Below are 22,492 nucleotides of genomic sequence, written 5' to 3' on the forward strand. Positions count from 1 at the left end.
TGACCTTCCCGGTCAGGCTGTAGCCGACCGCGCGGCTGTGCGCGAAGCGCAACCCGAGCCGGGCGTAGACGCCGAAGGGCTTGGTCAGGGGCCACAGTGGTGCCAGCGGGTTGATCGAGTAGGTGGTGCTCTGGGACTGGTCGCCGCCGGTGAGGCGCTGGCCGCGCGTCTTCACCCCGATGCTCCGCGGTTGCTCGGCCAGGTCGGTGAAGCGTTCCCAGTGACCGTAGTGGCGCACCGCGAGGTGCACCACCCGGACCTTGCCCTTGGCGTCGGTGTAGGTGAACTCCCGGCCGTCACCGCTGAGTCCGCCGAGGTCCTCGCGGAGCGCGCGGTCGATCTCGGCCAGGAGCGCCTTCGCGGCCGGTGAGCCGGCGCCGCCCTTGCCCAGTCGGGTGCTCGGCCGGGCCTGTAGTTCGCGTGCGATCTCGCGCAACACCAGGTCCCTGCCGCGCAGGGCGAAGTCCCGGACCCCGAAGGCGGTGGAGCGGGCCAGGACTTCCTCAGGGAGCCCCGGCAGCAGGTCCCGGATGCCGTCGAGGTGTGCGGGCATCCTGCTGTCGTCGGTGAACCGGGCCTGCCTCCGCTCCCGTGCCGGGGGCGGCAGTTCGCGGTCGATACGGGGCGGGCGGCGCCGGTCCAGGTGCTCGTCGATGCCGAGGGGGTCGGTGGCGGGCTTCGTCCGCTCCGGGTCCCCGGTGGTCTCCCCGGGGGCGTCCTCGGGCGGCGTCTCGGGGGCGGCGGGGGCGGGCTCGTCGTCATGGGAGGACGTATCCGTCCGCGTGGTATCCACGGCGCCCGGCTTGACGTCGGCCCACGAATCCAGATAGGCCACTGAGGGCTTTCTCCGGTGCGGCTCGAACCGCAGCAACGGCTCCCCGCCGTTGTGCCGGTGTGCCGCGTTGATCGTGTCATAGATCTTCCGGCCGAAGGCATCCCTCGGGTTCCAAGCCAGGTGCATTCCGTGCATGACGCCCATGCGGGCTTTCTTCATCTCCGCGATGAGCGCCTCGTATTCGTCCGCGGGCAGCGGAGTGCCGTCGCGCCTGGTGATCCTCAAGATGTCGTGGTCCCCGGTGAGGAACGCCCAGTTCCCTCCGTCGGTCGCCTGCTGAACGAGTCCGTCGACCGTCCGGAAGCGCCCATCCCGCTCCAGCTCGTCCATGTGGGCGCGCAGTGTCCGGTACTCCTCCAGCCGCTGCCAGTAGCGAGCCCAGACGGGGGCGTCCGCCGGCACTCCTTCGGGCCGGCGGGGCTCGAAGAAACCGACCAGTCCGCGGTGCTCCTCCCGGGCGCCGAGCCGGACGTCGAGAGCGTTGATCGTCTTGGCCTTGATCTCCTCGGGCTTGGGAAGCGCGCCCAAGGTCAGCCACTTCACCGCCTCCAAGTTGGTCGGTCGCACGTCGATGACCACCTCGCGCTGGTCCGCGAACGCATGGAACGACAGCTGGTTGGCACGGGGCATTCCCCAGCCCGAAGCGACGGACTCGTCGGGCACGTCGGCCGCTTGTTCGGTCACGGCGGGAGCCGACATGACACGCGGCCGACGTGCCGGACCAGGCCGCAGCCTCACCCCTTCCGGCGCTTGAGCAGGCGCGGACGCGTTCCAGTCGTCTTCCGAGGGGTAGCGGAAGGACACCGCGGGGACCGGCCCACTCGGCAACTGGGTGGGCAGGATCAACCCGTACGGATGCTTCACCAGCCAGGAGGCGGGACTGCCGTCGGCCCGCTGGCGTACGTGCACCAGGGGCGTCGCGCCATCCGAGGAGAGGGTGACCGCGACCGCCTGGTCCAGATACCACACGGACAGACCGGTGGCCTCGGCCAGCTCCAACGCCGTCTGCTCGGTGTCCTTGCCCGAGCACGCCAGGATCATCAAGTCGGTGACGCCGGACAGGTCCAGCATGTCGACGTACTTGCTCACCTCGTCCGCGTCACCGGCCCGCGTCCCTCCCCCGGGCAGCGCCATCAGGAAGTCGCGCCCTCCGGGAACGGTGTGCGAAGTCCAGATATAGGGGTTGGAGACGGGCATCTTCTTCACTGTCCCCGTGGGACGCCCCGCCGCGTCCAGTCGCCACTCCACGTAGTACTTCACCGACGGCAGCTGACGGTAGACCTCGCGGCGTCGATTCCAGTCGACCTGGGTGAACGACGCCCAGCCGATCCGCCGACCACCGTCCTTGATCTCGTAGACCATGGTCCGTGAGTCCCGCCAGGCGCCCGCGGCGCCCGGGGCCGGCACCAGCGGTGCGGGCTGCGCGTTACCCGGCGTCTGCGGGGCAGCGGTGGCCGACGGCGGGGCGATGGCACGTCGGCGAGTCTGAGGTACCGGCTCGGTCTCCTCCAACTGGACATACAGATAGCGCCGACCGGTCTGCGTGTCGCGCCGGATCTCCTGGAACCGCACGCGGAGAACCGTCTCCGCCGGATACCGCACCTCCTGCCGGTCCGGGTGCCGGGAGAAGGGGGCGACGTCCCGGGCCGTGGACCGGGCCACGGCGAACAGGACCGGGTACCGGCCATCCGACCCGGTCTCCTGCCCGAGCACACCGGAGAGCACAGCCTCCTCGCCGCGCCTCGCCATATGGAACTCCGGCAGGCTGACCGCGTGCAGTTCCTCCGGCAGCCCCTCGGACAGATCACCCACGACCCATGTGCCCCACCACACCGGCGCGTTCACCGGCGGCAGCGCCATCAGAGCGTCGCCCGCCATGCCCAGATGCAGGGGAATCTCCGCCGCGAGCGCGGTGGCGAGCCGGTCGGTCAGCCGCAGCAGGCTCTCAAGGGCCTCGTCCCGCCGCTTCCCGTCAGGAAGGGACTGGATCCTGACGGCGGCGTCGGCGAAGTCCTGGTCGCGCAGGAGCAGCAGCGGGAAGTCGGACTTCCGCGTTCGGACCGCCTGCCGGACTACGGACTTGGCCTCCTTCCGCAGCAGCTCCGTCCCGTCCGGCCGGAGCGGATCGGCGAACCGCGCCTTGACCAGCGTCGCGTCCGGGCCCGAGAGCAGATACAGAGGCAGGATGTCCCCCTCGCGGAGGAGGTCCGGTACCGAACCACCATGCCGCTGCCGCCAGCGCTCCAGTGCCGCATGCCGCGCGTTGCCGTCCGGGCCGGGGGAGTCCGGCGCCCCGCTCAGCGCCTTCCAGATCCCGCTGATGTCACCCCCGGCGGCCAGTTCGGTGAACCGTCCGGTGAACTGGTGGTACAGCGCGTGATGGGGAAGGTAGAGCGTCTCCATGAAGGCATCGGGATCACGGTTCTTCCGCGGTGCCAGAAACGTGGCGAACGAGCTGTATGTATGGGCCGCGTCATCCCAGAACTCCACGCCGGAGTCGAAGAGGCCGGGCTCAACCTCGTGGGAGGCCTCGATGATCTCGAACAGCGAGCGGCTGTAAGTGGGCAGGCACCAGCCGAGCAGGGCCTCGCGCAGTCGCAGCATCTCCTCGTCCGACGCTCCGGTCTCGTCGCGGTAGGTGCTGAGTAGATGCGTCACCCCGCCGGCCTGACCCGTGACCAGCGGGTAGCCACGGGTTTCGTGGATTTCGCGGTACCAGGGGCCGTTCTTGTCCACCGGCTGCGGGGAAGTCGTTTGTGGGTACTGAGACGCGATGGCGCCCCACAGTGCACGCATGACCTCGTGCAGCGTCATCCCGGAGTCCGGATCCCGGAGGCGGCGCGTCTTCCGACGGGCGGTGTCCGGGTCCTCGCCCGGAAAGAACACCTGTGCCGCCCGGTCACGGCCGAGGCGCGCGGAGAAGTGGTGATACAGGGACCTGACGGCCTCCCGGGCGGTCTCCATCACCTCGGGATCCGCGGCCAGCATCATTCCCAGGCGCTTCTCGAACGTCACCGCCAGGCTCTCCCACGCGGGGTCGGTGTACGAGCCGCTGAACCGGGCGCCCTGCCTGGCCGGGTCCAGAAGAGCCGCACGGACCTTCTCCGCGGCGAGAGCACTCGGATCCTGCGGCTCGGCCTCCCGCCACCTCGGCTCCGGCATTCCAGGGGCGCTGTAGATCTCGGGTTCGGCCCTTTTGGGCGAGATGGAGAGCCCGGTGGGGGGTGCGAGATTGCCACGCCTGCTCCAGGTGGCCGCCTGTTGAGAAGGAGCGGCCGACCCCCCGGCACCCGACTGACACGCGATCATCAGCACGCGTACCTGGTCGGGGACACGCAGACTCTCCATCACTTGCCCGATATGACGGCCGACCTGTGTGCCGTCCACTCGCTTCAGGCCGTACCGCGTCACCGCCATAAAGGACTTGTTGTCGCTGTGCGATACCCAGACGCCCGTGTTCCTGACCGGCCAGGGCAGGGGTTGGCGATCTCCCGCCTTCCCCGTGTCGGGGTCATACACTCGGTATTTCCGCGCTTCGCGCAGGCGAGGGAATTTGTCCTTCTCCTTCAGCCACATCGGCAGGTCGATGGAGGCCATGCCGAACCAGCGGCCGTCCCGGGTGCGCAGTTGCCGGGTGACGATCTCGCGGTCCCACTCCTGCGCCAGCGGCTGCGGGACCTCCTCCAAGGTTCGGTGCATATACCGCCTGCCGGTCGCCCCGTCGCGGCGGAGCTCACGGCGGATCTCCCGCAGCACCATCTTCGAGGGGTACAACACGGTGCGCTCGGCGGGCCTGCGGGCCAACGGGGAGACATCCCGGCCGGTGGAGTCCACCACCTCCCACAACACCGGGTAACCCTCCCTCTTCCCGGCGGCCGGATCCAGCAAGGAGGCGAGCGCTGTCTCACGGTGCGTCGTCGCATGGTGCAGCCTCGGCACGCTCACCGTCCGCCACTTCCCGCCGCCGTGCTGCGCCCCGTCCAACTGCCCGGACTCCCACGACGCCCACCACACCGGTCCGCTGACCGGCGGGAGCACCGCCGCCGCCTCAGCCGCCATCTCCGCGTGCGCCCGCAGTTCACCATGAAGCCCGTCCACCAGCTCGACGGCCCGCTCCTCGAGCTTGCCACGGACATCCGCCAGTGCGTCCTCGGCCCCGGGATCCCCGAGGAGCCCCTCCGCGACCTGTACCAGATCCCGGAACCGCCAGTCCCGCAGGAACAGCAGCGGCAAGGACTCCCTCAACGCGCCGCCCTCAAACGCCTGCGCCACCAGCGAGCGCGCCTTCTCCCACAGCTCCGCCTTCACCTCCAGCTGATCGGGAGCCTCGGGACCGGCCAGGAACTTCTCGTCGAGCAGCCGCACATCAACCCCACTGGCCAGCTGCAACGCCGCCGCGTGTCCCTCCTCGACATTCGCGCCCAGCAGCCCGAGCGAGCGATGGCGCTGTGTCCACGCCCTGAGGGCCTCGCGCCGCTCCCGCCGCGCCGCCACCCCCGGACCGCTCACATCGGTGCCGTCGAGGTATCCCGACTCGATCAGATCCCTGATCTCCTCGGCACGGTCGTCTCCGATGACTTTCGGGGCGAACCAGTCCGCTCGCGCGAGATACATCCGCTCATGAGGCATGTGCAGGGCGCTGTCATCCCAGCCCCCCCGACTGACCGGGCTGAGGGACCCGTCCACCCATGCGTAGATGCGGGCTGCCTCGACCACCGTGTCCGGCTCGGTCTCCTCGCGCACCCCGGCCCGGTGGGAGGCGGCGAGGATCTCCACCAGTGTGTGATCGCCGGCCTCGGGCAGGACCCAGCCCATCATGGCTTCCCGGAACCGAAGCACCTCACCATCAGGCACGTTCAGGAACTGGTGGACCATGAGCAGCCACTCGACATCCTCGGCCGGGCCCGGCCCCACCGGGAAACCAAGCCGGTCGTGCAGCTCCGCCAGCGCGGCCGGGCCGTGCGGCTGCACCCTGCGGGGCCGCAGGCGCAGGCCCCGCGGATTCAACTCGGGCTTATCCGTCCACAGCCGGGTCAGCGTGGTCCTCCCGGAGCCGCTGGCGCCGTATGCGAAGGCGTCCATCAGCTCCCGCAGGGTGGCGTCGCCATCGGGATCCAGCAGGCGGTCCATCTCACGCCGCGGGTCCTTCGCACGGGGAAGGAACGTCGCCGCGACATGACCCTGCCTGTAGTACGTGGTCAGCAGGTCATAAAGGCTCTGGACCGCCCCCCGCGCCTCCTCGATCACCTTCGGGTCCTTGGCCAGCACCCGCCCGAGCGCCCGCTCGTACCCCCTGCTCAGCTCTTTCCACTTCTTGTCGGTGTAGAAGGCACCGAACCGCGGCGGATGGGAATCACCGTCGCCCTGAGGCGAAGGGGGCGCGTTCCAGTGTTCATCCCCCGGCGGGACCAACGGCGCCGCGGACAGCACCACACTCGCCCGCGGAGCCGACTCCGAAGCGGCCGAAGCGGGACGGTACACCCGCCAACCCCTGCCATCACCCGCGCCGGACCCCCGCAGATGCACACCACCCGACCCACCCCCCTCACCAAGCGGAGCCGCGAACCCACGGACAGCCACATACACCGTCAGACCCGTACGGTTCACAGCAGCCTTCAACGCCGCTTCCTCGACCGGCGAAAGACCCTCCCCACACGCCGCAATAGTCATACTCGTGAACCCCGCCGCCACCAACTTCGGCGCGAAACGCTCCACCACCTCCCCGCGGCCGACCCGCTCCACACCTCCGTCATCGCGCGCCAACCACAGGCCATCCGCATCACCATGGGACCCGAAGAAGTACCTCCCCGCCTCCCCCGCACCCGGCATCGCACGCTGCACACCCGACCAACGACCCTCACCGTCCCGCTGCCAATCGGTGTACTCCGCCACATCCGGCAGATGCCGGTAGGAGTCCTTCCGCAACTCCCAGTCCCGCGCGTTGAACGACGCCGTCCCCACCACACGCCCCTGCGCGTCCTTGACCTCACGCTCCACCACACCGGGCGACCAAAACCGCGTCACATTCGCGCGAGGTGGCGGGGACGGCTCGGATTCCTGCTCACTCCCGGCCGAGGAGGTGTCCGGGTCGAAGAAGGGGTTGGCGATGTAGTCCCCGACAGGCCGTCCGTTCTCCATCGGCTGCGCCCCGCGTACGTACCGCGTGTGCACACCGCCGGGGAAGGCGATTTCCTGCTGGTCGGGGAAGGGCGAGGCGAGGCCCAGGGTCGCGTTGACATCGATGCCTCCGGGGGCCTCGATGTCGTACCGCCAGCGGTAGTGGGCGTTCTGCGCCTGAGCTGCGGAAGGATCGGCCCGCATCGAGTCGCTCACATAATCCACGTTGGTGGTTGTGCTCAGATAGCCGGTCGTCGCCATGCGCTCGCTGTTGTAGACATGGTCCATCAGATGAACCATGTCGTCGCCACGCGGCTTCAGTCCCTCGTGGAAGACCCGCTCCGGGGACTTGCTGCTGAACTTGTACAGCGGAGCGTCGTGGTCGCGCCAGAGGGCGTCCGGAAGCACACCTCCTGCCAGCGGTCCGAAAGTGGCGGCGGTGGATTCCGGCGGGACGGGCGGCGTCGGGCTCACCGGGCCCGTGGCGGGCCACGCGATCGGTGTGGCGTCCTCGTCTTCGCCCACCGGCCGGGTCAGCTGCGCATGGGAGGAGGCGATGAGCCCGCGCCCGGAGAGATACCAATTCCAGGCGGGCCCTTCGCCGTACACCCGCCCCCGGCCGTCGGTGACCCTCCCCGCCGTCGGACCGTCGGGGTTGTACTCACCGCGCAGCCCGAGACCCGGTATCTCGGCCACGAACATGTGCAGATCGGGGTCCTCCTGCCCCTGCCCCCACACCGTGAATCGATCCCCACCGGTGACAACGGGGAACTCCGCCACCGTGCTCGTGAACCGCTTGTCGAATTTCCCGTCCGGTCCATAAGTGCCCGCCGTCGGCGGCGCGGAGGTGACCTTCCGATGACTCCTACGGCCGAGCTCCGCTCCCCTGTCCGATGCCGGCACGGGCGCGTTCCAGTCGTCTTGCGACGGGTAGCTGAAGGACACTGCGGAGGCTCGCCGACTCGGCCGGTGCCGGATCAGGCGCTTCCCATGCGGATGCGCCACCAGCCAAGGGGCGGGACTGCCGTCGGCCTGCTCCCGCACGTGCACCAGGGGCGTTCCGCCATCCGAGGAGAGGGTGACCGCGACCGCCTGGTCCAGATACCACACGGACAGGCCGGTGGTGTCGGCCAGCTCCCACGCCGTTTTTTCGGTGCCCTTGTCCGAGCACGCCAGGATCATCAAGTCGGTGACGCCGGTCAGGTCCAGCATGGCGATGTACTTCCGCACCTCGTGCGCGTAACCGGCCCGCGTCCCTCCCCCGGGTTGCGCCATCAGGAAGTTGCGGCCCCCAGGAGCGCTGTGCGAAGTCCAGATCCCGGCGTTGGAGACGGGCATTTTCCGCATCGTCCCCGTGGGACGCCCCGCGGCGTCCAGCTGCCACTCCACGTAGTACTTCACCTTCGGCAGCTGACTGTAGACCGCCTGGCGTCGGCTCCAGTCGCCCTGGGTGAACGACGCCCAGCCCACCCGCCGACCACCGTCCTTGATCTCGTAGACCATGGTCCGTGAGTCCCACCAGGCGCCCTCGCCACCCGGGGCCGGCTTCAGCGGCGCGGGCTGCGCGCCGCCCGGCGTCTGCGGGGTCTGGGTGTCCGTGGCGGCGGTGGGCGACGGCAGGGCGGTGACACGTCGACGGATCTGAGGTACGGGCTCGGTCTCCTCCAGCTGGACATACAGATAGGGTCGACGGGTCTGCGTGTCGCGCCGGATCTCCTGGAACCGCACGCGGAGAACCGTCTCCGCCGGATACCGCACCTCCTGCCGGTCCGGGTCCTGGGAGAAGGGAGCGGTGTCCCGGGCCGTGGACCCAGCCACCTCGAACAGGACCGGGTACCGGCCATCCGACCCGGTCTCCTGCCCGAGCACGCCGGAGAGCACGGCCTCTTCGCTTCTCCTCGCCGAGTGGAACTCCGGCACGCTGACCGCGTGCAGCTCACCCGGCAGCCCCTCGGACAGATCACCCACGACCCATGTGCCCCACCACACCGGCGCGTTCACCGGCGGCAGCGCCATCAGAGCGTCGCCCGCCATGCCCAGATGCAGGGGAATCTCCGCCGCGAGCTCGGCGGCGAGCCGGTCGGTCAGCCGCAGCAGGCTCCGCAGGGCCTCGTCCCGCCTCTTCCCATCCGGGAGGGACTGGATCCTGGTGGCTGCATCGGCGAAATCCCCGTCACGCAGAAGCAGCAGCGGGAAGTCGGACTTCCGCGCTTGGACCGCCTGCCGGACTACGGACTTGGCCTCCTTCCGCAGCAGCTCCGTCCCGTCCGCACGAAGCGGATCGGCAAAGCGCGCCTTGACCAGCGTCGCGTCCGGGCTCGAGAGGAGATACAGGGGCAGGACGTCCCCCTTCCGGAGGAGGTCCGGTACCGAACCACCATGCCGCTGCCGCCAGCGCTCCAGTGCCGCATGCCGCGCGTTGCCGTCCGGGCCGGGGGAGTCCGGCGCCCCGCTCAGCGCCTTCCAGATCCCGCTGATGTCACCCCCGGCGGCCAGTTCGGTGAACCGCCCGGTGAACTGGTGGTACAGCGCGTGATGGGGAAGGTAGAGCGTCTCCATGAAGGCATCGGGATCACGGTTCTTCCGCGGTGCCAGAAGCGCGGCGAACGAGCTGTACGTGTGGGCCGCGTCATCCCTCAACTCCACGTCGGGGTCGAAGGCGCGAGCGTCAGCCTCGTGGGAGGCCTTGATGATTTCGAACAGCGAGCGGGAGTAATCGGACAGGCACCAGGCGAGCAGGGCCTCGCGCAGACGCAGCATCTCCTCCTTCGACGCCCTGGTCTCGGCACGGTAGGTGCGGAGCAGATGCGTCACCCCGGCGGCCCGACCCGTGACCAGCGGGAAGCCACGGGTTTGGTGGATTTCGCGGTACCAGGGGCCGTTCTTGTCCACCGGCGGGGCGGACGGGGGTGGATACTCGGAGGCGATGGCGATCCACAGGGCCCGCATGAGGTCGTGCAGGGTCTTCCCGGAGTCCGGATCCCGAAGGCGGCGCATCTTCCGACGGGCGGTGTCCGGCGCCTCGCCCGGGAAGAACGCCTGGGCGGCCCGGTCACGGCCGAGACTCTCGGCGAGGTGGTCGTACAGGGACCTTACGGCCTCCCGGGCGGTGTCCGTCACCGCCGGATCGGCGGCCAGTGTCGTTCCCAGGTGTGATTCGTACGCCACCGCCACGCCCTCCCACGCGGGGTCGGCGTACGAGCCGCTGAACCGGGCGCCCTGCCTGGCCGGGTCCATAAGAGCCGCGCGGACCCTCTCCGCGGCGACTTCGCTCGGATCCTGCGGCTCGGCCTCCCGCCACCTCGGCTCCGGCGTTCCAGAGGGGTGATGGATCCCCGGGGCCGCCGTTTCCGGCGCGAGGGAGATCTTGTCCGGAGCGGCGAAAGTGCCACGTCCGCTCCAGGTGGCCACCTGCTGAGAAGGAGCGGCCGACCCTTCAATGCCCGCATGGCACGCGATCATCAGCACACGAACGTGGGCGGGAGTCCCCTGAGCTTCCATCAGTCGCCGGATATAACGCCCGACCTGTGTGCCATCCACCCGCTTCCGGCCGTACCGCGTCATTGCCAAAAACGTCTTGCCGTCGCTGTGGGAATCCCAGACGCCCGTGTTCTTGATCGACCAGGGCAGGGGCCGGAGGTCTTCCTCCTCCCCCTCGTCGTAGTCAGCGAAGCCCCATTGCCTCGCCTCGTGCAAGTGAGGGTATTTGTCCTTCTCTTTCAGCCACATCGACAGGTCGATGGAGGCCACGCCGAACCAGCGGCCGTCCCAGGTGCGCAGTTGCCGGGTGACGATCTCACGGTCCCACTCCTGCGCCAGCGGCTGCGGGACCTCCTCCAAGGTTCGGTGCATATACCGCCTGCCGGTCGCCCCGTCGCGGCGGAGCTCACGGCGGATCTCCCGCAGCACCATCTTCGAGGGATACAGCACGGTGCGCTCGGCGGGCCTGCGGGCCAACGGGGAGACATCCCGGCCGGTGGAGTCCACCACCTCCCACAGCACCGGGTACGCCCCACCCTTCGCCGCGTCCGGATCCAGCAAGGAGGCGAGCGCTGTCTCCCGGCTCGTCGTCGCATGGTGCAGCCTCGGCACGCTCACCGTCCGCCGCTCACCGCCACCGTGCTGGGGCGCGGACTCCCACGACGCCCACCACACCGGTCCGCTGACCGGCGGGAGCACCGCCGCCGCCTCAGCCGCCATCTCCGCGTGCGCCCGCAGTTCACCATGAAGCCCGTCCACCAGCTCGACGGCCCGCTCCTCGAGCTTGCCACGGACATCCGCCAGTGCGTCCTCGGCCCCGGGATCCCCGAGGAGCCCCTCCGCGACCTGTACCAGATCCCGGAACCGCCAGTCCCGCAGGAACAGCAGCGGCAAGGACTCCCTCAACGCGCCGCCCTCAAACGCCTGCTTCACCAGCGAGCGCGCCTTCTCCCACAGCTCCGCCTTCACCTCCAGCTGATCGGGAGCGTCGGGACCGGCCAGGAACTTCTCGTCGAGCAGCCGCACGTCAACCCCACTGGCCAGCTGCAACGCCGCCGCGTGTCCCTCCTCGACATTCGCGCCCAGCAGCCCGAGCGAGCGATGGCGCTGTGTCCACGCCCTGAGGGCCTCGCGCCGCTCCCGCCGCGCCGCCACCCCCGGACCACTCAGGTCGACGCCGTCGAGGTATCCCGACTCGATCAGACCCCTGATCTCCTCGGCACGGTCGTCTCCGATGACTTGAGAGGCGAACCAGTCTGCTCGCGCGAGGTACATCCGCTCATGAGGCAGCCGCAGGGCGCTGTCACCCCCGCCCACTCGCTCAACCGGCTGGAGGGACGCGTCCACCCATGCATAAAGGCGGGCGGCCTCGACCACCGTGTCGGGCTCGGTCTCCTCGCGCACCCCGGCCCGGTGGGAGGCGGCGAGGATCTCCACCAGTGTGTGATCGCCGGCCTCGGGCAGGACCCAGCCCATCATGGCTTCCCGGAACCGAAGCACCTCACCATCAGGCACGTTCAGGAACTGGTGGACCATGAGCAGCCACTCGACATCCTCGGCCGGGCCAGGGCCCACCGGGAGACCAAGCCGGTCGTGCAGCTCCGCCAGCGCGGCCGGGCTGTGCGGCAGTACAGGCTGGGGCCCATCCAAACCCGGTGGATTCAACCGGGGGTGATCCGTCCACAGCTGGGTCAGCGTGGCCCCGGGACCGCTGGCGCCGTACGTGAAGGCATTCATCAGCTCCCGCAGGGTGACGCTGCTCTTGGGATCCAGCAGGCGGTCCATCTCACGCCGCGGGTCCTTCGCACGGGGAAGGAAGGTCGCTTCCACATCTCGGTGCCTGTAGTACGTGGTCAGCAGGTCGTAGAGGCTCTTGACCGCCCGCCGCGCCTCAAAGATCACTTCCGGGTCCTTGGCCAGCACCCGCCCGAGCGCCCGCTCGTACCGTCTGCTCAGCTCCTTCCACTTCTCGTCGGTGTAGAAGGCGCCGAACCGCGGCGGATGGGAATCACCGTCGCCCTGAGGCGAAGGGGGCGCGTTCCAGTGTTCATCCCCCGGCGGGGCCGACGGCGCCGTGGAACGCACCACACCCGCCCGCGGAGCCGACTCCGAAGCGGCCGAAGCGGGACGGTACACCCGCCAACCCCTGCCATCACCCGCGCCGGACCCCCGCAGATGCACACCACCCGACTCACCCCCCTCACCAGGCGGAGCAGCAAACCCACCATCCGGCACATACACCGTCAGACCCGTACGGTCCGCAGCAGCCTGCAACGCCGCATCCTCGACGGGCGAAAGACCCTCCCCGCACGCCGCCAGGGTGATACTCGTGAACCCCTCCGCCACCAACTTCGGCGCGAAACGCTCCACCACCTTCCCCCGGCTAACCCGCTCCACACCTCCATCGTCCTTCGCCAGTTCCAACGCATCCGCATCACCGTGGGAGCCGAAGAAGAACCTCCCCGCCTCCCCCGCACCCGGCATCGCACGCTGCACACCCGACCAACGACCCTCACCGTCCTGCTGCCAATCGGTGTACTCCGCCACATCCGGCAGATGCCGGTAGGAGTCCTTCCGCAACTCCCAGTCCCGCGCGTTGAACGACGCCGTCCCCACCACACGCCCCTGCGCGTCCTTGACCTCACGCTCCACCACACCGGACCACGGGTCCTGGGCGAGGTCTCGATAGTGGTCCCAGACCGTGTGCAGGCCCGACCCCCACACACCGGTCTTCTGATCCCGCACATGGTGACTCAGCGTGTAGAACCGTTGCCCGGCTCGCTCGCCTCGCTCCAGAGAAGAGAACAACCGCTCGTCGAAATCCTTGAGCGCCCGGGTGATTTGCTGCTGATGCTGCGCCTGTTGTGCCGGGATCTTCTTCGAGAGAGCGTCGACGTAGTACCGCACCCTGGAGTACTGCCGCCGCAGGTACTCCAGCCGGTCGGCCTCGAAGACGTCGAGGTCCGGGGATGGCACGCCCAGATACGCACAGAGCGCTTCCATGTCGGAGTAGGCGAACCCGCGTTCCTGGCTGTAGACCTCGACCGGTTTGCGCCACGTGGCATCAGCCGACGGCGGTTCATACACAGGGTCGTTGTCTTGAGGGCGATCGGGGTAAGGCTGAGCGTACCTGCCCGAGGCGGTCGCCGGCGCGGAGAGGATGATCCGCTCGTAACCGGGGGCCAATCCGCCCATCCTGGTCTTCTTGCCACGGCGGGCATCGGCATGCCAGGCGGTCATGCGCTTACCGCCAGGCCCGTTCGCCTCCTCCAGGTAACGGACATCATGGCCTATCAACGCGACGGCCTCGAGGTTTCCGGAGCGGAAACCCATGTGCTTGAGGGCGTGCTTGCGGTGCAGGTAGTCATACAGCCGGTACTGGCCCGTGCGGGTGTCGCCGCCCCAGCCGGCCAATCCTTCGGCGTCACCCTTCCAAAAGCCGGTGATGTGGTGAACGGTGGAAATCTTTAGCTTCCCACGCATCTCCTGGACGAGTTCGTCCCACTTCCCGGGCTTCGTCGGGTGGGGATCACCCGTGATGATCACTGCGTCATAGCGCTGGGCCGCGGCCGTGAGGATCTGCCGCACCCCCTGGAAGCTCGTGTCGTGCTGCATCCGGCCACGCAGGGTGCTCCAGTCGTTGGCCTTGCCGGTGAAGCGGGACCACAGCACCAGGACCCTGCCGCCTTCCGGCAGGCTGATTCCGCGGTTCCCCAGCCACCCACGGATCGCGTCATCACGGTTTTCGTTCAGGCCCCACTGGTCCCGCAGGCGGTCACGCAGGTCAGGGGAGAAATGCTTGGCGACGTAGGCCGTGCCCGCGTCAACGCCACGCAGCACACCCTCGTGCAGCAGCTTCTTGTAGCCCGCCACCAGCCCGAACGAATCGGCGGCAATCCGCTTACCTTCATGGTTCAGCAAGGGCCATATGGCTTGCTGGTCCACCGCATGCGGCGTGAAGTGGATTCGGCTGTCATCGATGCCGACGCTCCGGTAGAACTCGGCGATCGCCTCGGACTTGTCCAGCTTTTTCTCGTACGCGGACTGGGGCTGCTGGGGCCCGCGGCCGATGAGAACGTGCGCGTGAGGGTCCCCGACCAGCGCGGCCGCGATACCGAACTGGTCACCTGCGGCATAGCCGGGCTGCATGATCAACGAGCGGGGATCGCCGTTGCGGACCGAGGTACGCTGGCGTCGACCCTTACTCCCGGTCGGACCGGTTGATGGCCCAGGGAGACTGTCCTGCGGGTCGGGGCGGGGCGTGCTGTTATCGGGGGTGGTATCCCCTGAAGACTCGGTCTCCCGGAGCGACGGGGGCGCGTTCCAGTGTTCGTCCCCCGGCGGGACCTGCGGCGCCGTGGAGAGCGCTGCCCCCGTCCGCGGGACCGGCCCCGAAAACGCCTTCACACGTCCCTGCGCATCCTTGACCTCGTGCGACACCACACCGGACGACCAGTCGCGGCCACTGGCGGCGTCGGCGCGCGGGGGGGTCTGCTGGGGCGCCACGCTGGATGCCGCGTTGCGCAGGCTGGTGATCCAGTCGTCGAACGGCTTGGTGGCGAAGACGTTCAGAACCTCACTGGTCAGTCGGTTCCGCCTCGCCGACGCCTCGGCCTGGGTGCGGGACATCCCGCTTACGGCGGACGTCGCCACCGCTTGGGCATATTCCGCTACGAGTTCTGCCTGTAGTTCTCGGCGCTGTTGCGGGAATGCTGTCGCGTAGTGCTGGAGCGTCCGGAAATCCGTGACGTTTTCGAGCTGGCTGATTTCCCTGGTGATGTGCGCATTGATCCGGTTGAAGATCCTCTGGAGTGCGGCAGCCTCCTGGCCCGCGGGCCTCGTTTCGGCGACACTCCTCCGGAGCACGTTCAGATACGCCGTCGGAGCGTCACGCTCGCTCCGTGCCATGCCCTGATGGAGCGCGGCGATGGTCCGGGGGTGCGGCGGGGCGGCCTCGTCCCGCAGGAAGTCGATCCAGCCCTTCGCCGGATGGGAAATGAACTCATCCACCATCTGCTGCGCGAGGTCGCGCGCCTTGATGGCGGCCTGACGCTGCTCCCCCGAGGCCCTGCCCGTGACGACGGCGGCCTCGCCGATCAGGCTTTCAAGCCTGTTGCGCATTGCCGCGCGCTCACCCTTGAACTCGTCCGCATAGGAACGCAGGGTGGTGAAATCGGTGGCGCGCCCGAGCTTCTCGATCTCCCTGCCGATACGCTCGTCGATGGCGTTGAAGAGGTGGGACAGCATTTCCGTGTTGCTGCCTGCCGGGAGAACGCGCAGGATCCTCCTGCGAAACTGCTGAAGAGGCCAGTTGCGCTGGTCGCGCTCGCTCCGCGCAAGGGCCTGATAGTAGGCCACGGTGTGCTGAAGCTCGCCGCCGGGCTCAAGTACCAGCGGACGGCTGTGGAGCGCGCCGAAGGTGATGGACTCCTTCGACGTGGCGCTGGACCGGTTCTGCTGGCTGAGGATCTCCCAGCCATCCGGGCCATGCCAGAGCAGGTTCGCGAACTCGATCAGCTGATCCTGGTCGGCCGTCGAATCGCCCCGGTGATACTCGCCATCGCCGAACCAGTCGGTCGGTCGCCTGTCACGCCGGAAGTCCACGGAATTGCGGACGTTTGACTCCGCCGACTGGTAGTGCCACACCGTGAAGAGGTCAGGGTCCGGATGGTGCGTCACCACGAAGGCGAATCCGCTCATGGCAGGCGTCACCACCACATGAGGGCCGGACTCCACATCAGGGTTCCGCGGAACCGCGGTATGGCCGATATTCCGCTCAGGGTCCGCCGTACTACCTGTCAGATGGGGAACGTAAGCAGCTTCCACATAGCCGCCATTGCCACGCAGGGCGGGAAGAGCGGCTGTCGGCGGAAGGAACGAGCGCAGCTGCGGGTATTCACGTACGTACCACTCGATTGCAGGAGCCAGCGCATGGACCGGCAGACCCTGGGTATCCCGCCGCCCATCGGCGACCACGACGAACTTGTGCCGGCCCAGAGCCGGGTCGCTCAAGGCCGCGATGAAGGAGCGTCGGGCATGTGCGGAGAGCCCTGGAGCGTGCAGGGCGAGTCCCTTGTCGAGATCCATGGAGAGGACTCTCGACCGCAAGAACGCCTTCGGATCCTGGACCAGCGCCTCCTCCAGGGAGAACAGCGAGACAGCGGGCGAGGACAACGTGGGCGTAGGGGCGCTCAGGTGGGGCGTCGCGGCCGAGGGCTCGGCGGCGGGGGCGGGGAAGCCGAGATACGTGCCTATGGCCGTGAGGTCTGCCGAGTCGAAACCGCGCTGGGCCGAGGTGATGTTGAATTCGGCGAGCGCGGCCTTCTTGCTGACGGGCTTCCCGCCGCCGTGGTCGCCATATCCCTCGCGCCATGGGAGGGGTACCTCGCTGCCGGTCCTGCCCGTCATGGCGACCAGCCACTGGCCGGTCAGGGTCGGCACCTTGTTCACCGTGATGACCTGGTAGCCGATCGGCTTGTGCCATGACTCCAGCCGCTTGGCCTGGAGGTTTCCGGCTTCTTCCAGGTAGCGCACCTGGTGCCCGAGCAGGGCGTAGGCCTCCAGGTTGCCGCTTCGGAACCCCAGGTGTTTCAGATCCCCTTCGGAGATCTGTGAGAGGTGGTCGAAGAGCTGGAACTGGTCGGTGCGATCCGCGGACGGGAAGAGCTGAAGCCAGTCGTCGCTGTTCCAGAACTCCGTCAGGTCGTGCACATGGGGGTGCTCGGCGGCCAGGCGTCCCCATGCGCCTCCGGGCTGACGGTCGCCCACGATCAGCACCGTGGTACCCGGTGGCAGAGCCTCGGTGATCTGTCGCAGGCCGGTCACACTCGTGTCGTGCTGCGGGTGGGGGCCACCCTTCTTGCCGCTGAACCGCGACCACAACACGACATGGGGGCCGCTCTCGGGAATCCCGCGAGCCTGAAGGAAGCGCCGCACCTGCTCGGTGCGGGGGCGGTCCAGCCCCCAGGCGGCACGGACCTTGGCGCGTTCGTGGCCCTGGTTACCCCATCGGGAGATGACCTCGCTGGAGGCATAGGACACCGGCTTCTGGAAGCGGACGGCTTGCAGCCCCTTCGGCACGGCCGGAGTCATCGTGTCGTAGGGCAGGGGCCCTTTACCCCGGCTCGCCGCGGTGTAGAGGGTGTGCGGCTGCTCGGTGTGGAGGGTGTGGAAGCGGGCCTCCTGAGCACGGAGCTCGGCGTCCCGCTGGCCGGTGAGCTTCGCCAGCTCGGCCTCGCGTGCCTGGGGGTCGGTGGTGTTCAGCCGCTCCACCGCCTTGGCGTACCGGGCGTGAACCGGCGCCGTGAGGGATGCCCGGAGGAAGGAGCTGACCTGGTCGCGGTGGTCGGGACCGGTCAGTACGCCGACATGGAGGCTGGGGTTGAGGATCATGGCCGAGGCGAGGCCGAAGATGTCCCCGGTGAAGTTGCCCACCGTCAACACCAGTGCGCGGAACGGTCCGGGACCGGCTCGGAAGGTGTCGGCCAGGTCACTGAGCGTCCCGCGGAGCCGCTCGACGTCCTGCGGCGAGGCGCCGAACTCGCGCCACTGGGCCTCCACCGCCTGACGGACCTTCTTGTTCTTCGTCAGCTCACCCAGCACACTGCGCAGTTGGCTGGTCAGATTGTCCGCGAACCGTGACTGCTGGGCCGCCCTGCGGAGGTACGCCGCGCCACGGCGTTCCTCGAGCTTGTCGGCCAGCAGCACCTCGCTGCCCGGCTCGTCCCCCAGCGCCCACAGCAGGTCGAACAGGTCCTTGCGCTGCTTCACGTCGGTACGCTCCGCCAGCGACTGCGCCTTGTCGAAGAGGGAGTCGACCCGTGTCGGCGCGGCGATGCCATCGACCTCGCGCGCATCGTCATAGCTGATGCTGCTCGGGCCGACGGTGATCTCGACCCCGTTCACGATGCCGGTGAGCGCACGGCCGTCTTTCTCGTCCTTGACCAGGGCGTTCGGCCCACTGCCCGGGAAGCGCTCGGCGATGGCCCGGTTGATCTGATCGGCGAACGTCCGCACGTATTCGGTGTGCAGTCGGAAGTCCAGGTCCGCGATGGGCCGTGGGCTCTTGAAGAGCAGGTTGATCTGAGCACCGCCGCCGAGCACGACGGGATGGCCGATATCCCGCATGAGCGCGCTGAACTCCCGGCCCACCGCCAGCTTCGTCCGATTGTTCTCCGCCGTGGCCTGCGGGTCGAGGGCGGACAGTACGGACTCGGTCGGCGGCCGGGACGAGGACGAGGCCTCGGGCTGGGGCGTTGACGAGGTCGCCGACTGCTGCCGCTTCTCGACGCGCACCTCGAGGCTGAGGGTGCCCCGGCCGTCCTCGTCGTTGTACGAGAGCAGCAGCTTGTGGTTGGCGCCTGCCTTGACCTTGTCCTTGGGCTTGGCCTGAATGCTGAGCGCGTCGGCCTGGTCGGCCGCGCCGATCCGCGCCAGCAGGAGGGGAACCAGGTCGATGGAGTTGACACTGTCTTCGTCGATCGTGACGGTCAGACGCTTGCCTTCGCCGTCCTGGTCCTCGACCGCCTGTTCCCAGCGCGCCTCGATGTCCCTGGCCACCTCGGGCGCGGCACTGACCGCGACCTTCCCGAGATTGTCCTCCGGGTCGGGGTAGGGCGTGCTGTGGTCGGGTGTGGTGTCTGCCGAAGACTCGGTCTCCGGGTCGTGGACCTCGGTCCCGCCACCGGGGTGGGCGATGGCCCAGCGGCCCGGTTCGCCGCCCGGACCCTCGAGCAGGTGGATCTGCCCACCCTCTGTGTTGGCACCGTAAAGGGGATGCATGACCGTCAGGCCGGTGGCCTCGGCCACCCGGCGTGCGGCCATCTCATCGCGTGGCCCGTCGCCGCAGTACAGCATCGTGACGACCGTGCCGGGAGCCAGCCCCGTCAGCTCCGGCCGCGACAGCGCCCAGTCCGTGACCCCGCTCCCGCTGATCTGCCGGACGCCACCGTCGGCCAACGGCACCTTGATGTAGGCCGTGCCACCATGCCCGGACATGGTGAACCGGGAGCGGTCCGCGAAGGGCAGCTTCCGCACGGCGCTCGTCCGGGTCCCGTCGGGATTCTTACGCCACTCCCGGTAGACCGTCGCCTGGCTCACCCGCTCCAGCGCGGGACGCCGACGGGCGAACTCGTCCGGGGCGAACGACGCCTCGCCGATTCGCTTGCCGCCACCGTCCACGATGGTGTGCGCCACGGTCTGTTGATGCCATCCGTGGTCCACCCGCCCGGTCGACGAGGTCGTCGGCAGTGGCTTCACCCGGACGGTCCGAGGAGCCTGATCCCGCTGCCCGCTCGGTACGGCCGCGCTCCTGGCGGTCTGCCGCGGGGTCGAAGCGGCCGCATGGTCGGCGGACGGCGTCAGAAGGTCACGCGGACCGGCGGACGAGGTGGAGATGGCGACCGGCGGGGCGGGGTGGGACGGGTCGCCGGACGTGGTGGCGACGGGGTCGGTGGCGTCCTCGATGGTGCGGAGCTGCTCCAGGGGGACGGCGGGGCGCAGGTGTCCGTCCGGGCCGGTCTCGCCGTACGCGTCCGTCAGCCCGGTGTAGCGCATCACCCGGCGTAGCGCCGCGGTGTCGTCGCGCCGTCGGCGCTCCTGCTCGCCCGGTGTGGTGGCAGGGCCCTCGGAGTACAGGGGCATATGGAGCTGGTCGGCGGTCGGGGACGCGTCCGACGTGCTGAGCTCCACGGCCCCGGGGTGGTCCGGCGACTCGACGAGCTTCAGCTCGACATGGAGCTGATCGCCCGAGCGGGGCAGCGGCAGACCATGGTTGACATGGGTCTCGAGCAGACCGGTCAACCGCTGCTGTACGGACGGGAGTTGTGCCGGGTCGGACCCCTCGGCGAACCGGACGGGCAGCTCCAGCGACACCTGCCGAACCCAGCGGCCGTCGTCGGCCTGGACACGCTGCACCGAGGGACGGACCGCGTTCTCGGGCCCGGCGGTGGGTGTCACGGGAGCCGTCGGGGTCTCCGTGGACTGTGCCGTCTCCGGTGCCCGGGCGGCCTCGTCCTGGTCCGTCGCCGTGGCGCCGTCGGCGGACGCCTCGCGGCTGCCGGGACGTGCGAACGGATCGGAGGTGTCCTGCTGATGCGACCGCCACTGTTCGGGGCGCACGGGGTCGCGGACCGGGTCGACCAAGGGAGGCTGGGCGCCCCGGTCGGCCTGCGCCGGGGCCGCCGTAGCCTCGGGGCTGGTGTCCACGACGTCCTGGTCCTCGGTGCCGGACGCCGTGGACTCCTGCACGCTCCCGTCGAGGGCGAGGTCGTCGCCGGTCTCCTGCCGCGTGGACTCCTGGTGGGTGGTGGCGGGTGCCGTGTTGCCGTGAACGGGTGAGGTGTTGCCGTGGGTGGCGTCCGCCGGGCCCGTGGCCGAACGCCCGGACGGCACCTGGCGGTCGTCCGATGTGGTGTCCGGTGTGGTGTGCGAAGTGCCGGTGGCGTCCGGAGTGGTGTCCTCCAGGAGCGTCTCGTCGGGGACGGTTGTCTCCGGGGTGCTCCGGTCCAGATCACGGGTGCGCGGCGGCGAGGAGGTGGCGTCCCCGGCGGACGAGTGCGGAAGCGGCGACGCGGTGGTGTCCGGGCGTGATGTGGCGGTCGTGTCCGGCAGTGGCGCGGGGGTGGTGGTTCCCGGCTTGACGGTGGCAGACGGTGCCACGGCCGGATCGGTGTCCGCGTACGGCGTGGTCTCCTCGTAGTCGTCCCAGTCGGTGATGTCCGATGCGCTGTCGTCGTACGACTGGGTGTCCGATCCCAGGAGTGGCTCGGTATCCGATCCGAGGAGCGACTCGGTGTCGCTGCCGAGGAGGGACTCGGTGTCGGAGTCGGAAGGGAGATCCGCGTACGGGTCCGGGGCCGTGATGGGGTCGGTGTCCAGGAAGTCGTCGCCGTCCACGTCGACCGGCGTGGGGGTGGTCGTGGTGGGGACGGGCGTGGTGACCGGCGGGGTGACGGTCGTGGAGGACGTGACCGTCGGGGTGGTGGTGGCCGGAGGCGGGTTGTGCGGGGTGGGAACGACGGCGGGCGGGGTGGACGTCTTGGAGCCGCCGTGACCGCCGCCGCCCAGCACGGAGTCCGCTCCGGGCCGGGGGTTGTACGTGGCGAAGACGTTCCTGCCGCCGAAGTACTTGTTGTTCAGCTCCTTGGCGATGTGCTCGATGGGCGTCTCGATGATGTGCTCGGTGACACCGCTCAGGCTGCCGCCCGCCAGTGTCTTGGGGTCGAACTTCCACTTGTGCTCGAAGGCCCCGTTGATCAGGACCTCGGCGCCAGCCTCACCGGGCCCCTCACTGGCAGCGGACCGGAAGAGGTCCGCACCGAACTGCGCCCACTTGTTGTCGCCGAAGTTCTTGAACTGCTTCTTGAAGAGGTGCTGGAAGATGTTGGAGAGCTCGCCGGCGAACAGACCGGCCAGGCCGCCGAAGGCCGCGGCCTTGCCGATATCGCGCCAGTCGATACCGTCGGGACGGCGCTTGCCGTCGTTGATGGCCAGCATCGCCAGCTGCGTCGCGAAGGTGATGAACGCCTCCTCCAGCGCTTCACTGATGGGCGTGCCCAAATGTGCGGTGCGCAGCAGGCGGTCGAGCGTCATGAGGACGGTGACGGTGGTCCGGGCCTTGGCCACGGCGGTGTCTCCGAAGGACAGCCCACCGGTGAAGAAGGACAGTGCGGCGATGATGGCGAGCTCGGCGATCAGCGCCAGGATCTCGGCGATGACCTCGTACTTGGACTCCATGATGTTCCTGGAGTGCCGGACCTGGTTCTCTCCGAGATCCCTGAGCTGTTTCGCGAACTCGGTCATGGCGTCCGAGCCGGTGCCACCGGTCAGCATCGCCATCGCTTCTTTGTATTGCCGGGCGACGGCAGGCGGCAGCGCCCCGTCGACCTTGTTCACCAACTCCGTGATGAGGTCCTGAAAATTCAGGATCGTGTCCGCGAAGTCGAAGAACATGTTGGTGCTGCTGAACGCCTTGTCCGAGGACGCCTGCGGCGGGTCCAGCCCCAGGGCGAAAAGCATCCCTCGGACGCCCTCTGGGTACTCGATGCTGTCTTGGACGAC

At 69.0% G+C, this 22,492-nt stretch carries 1 protein-coding gene (cut by a window edge); it reads right to left on the reverse strand.

All coding sequences use genetic code 11. The annotated features are described in order from the left end of the window. A protein-coding gene (locus tag AB0C66_RS13745; protein WP_362436849.1) for an enterotoxin A family protein crosses the window boundary here: on the reverse strand, positions 1-22,450 show its 5' portion. Its footprint begins 17,327 nt before the window's first position; only the first 22,450 of its 39,777 coding nucleotides appear in the window; its start codon is at positions 22,448-22,450; its stop codon lies beyond the left edge, outside the window. Positions 22,451-22,492 lie beyond the last annotated feature (42 nt).

The organism is Streptomyces sp. NPDC048636 (assembly GCF_040650655.1).
Lineage (GTDB): Bacteria > Actinomycetota > Actinomycetes > Streptomycetales > Streptomycetaceae > Streptomyces.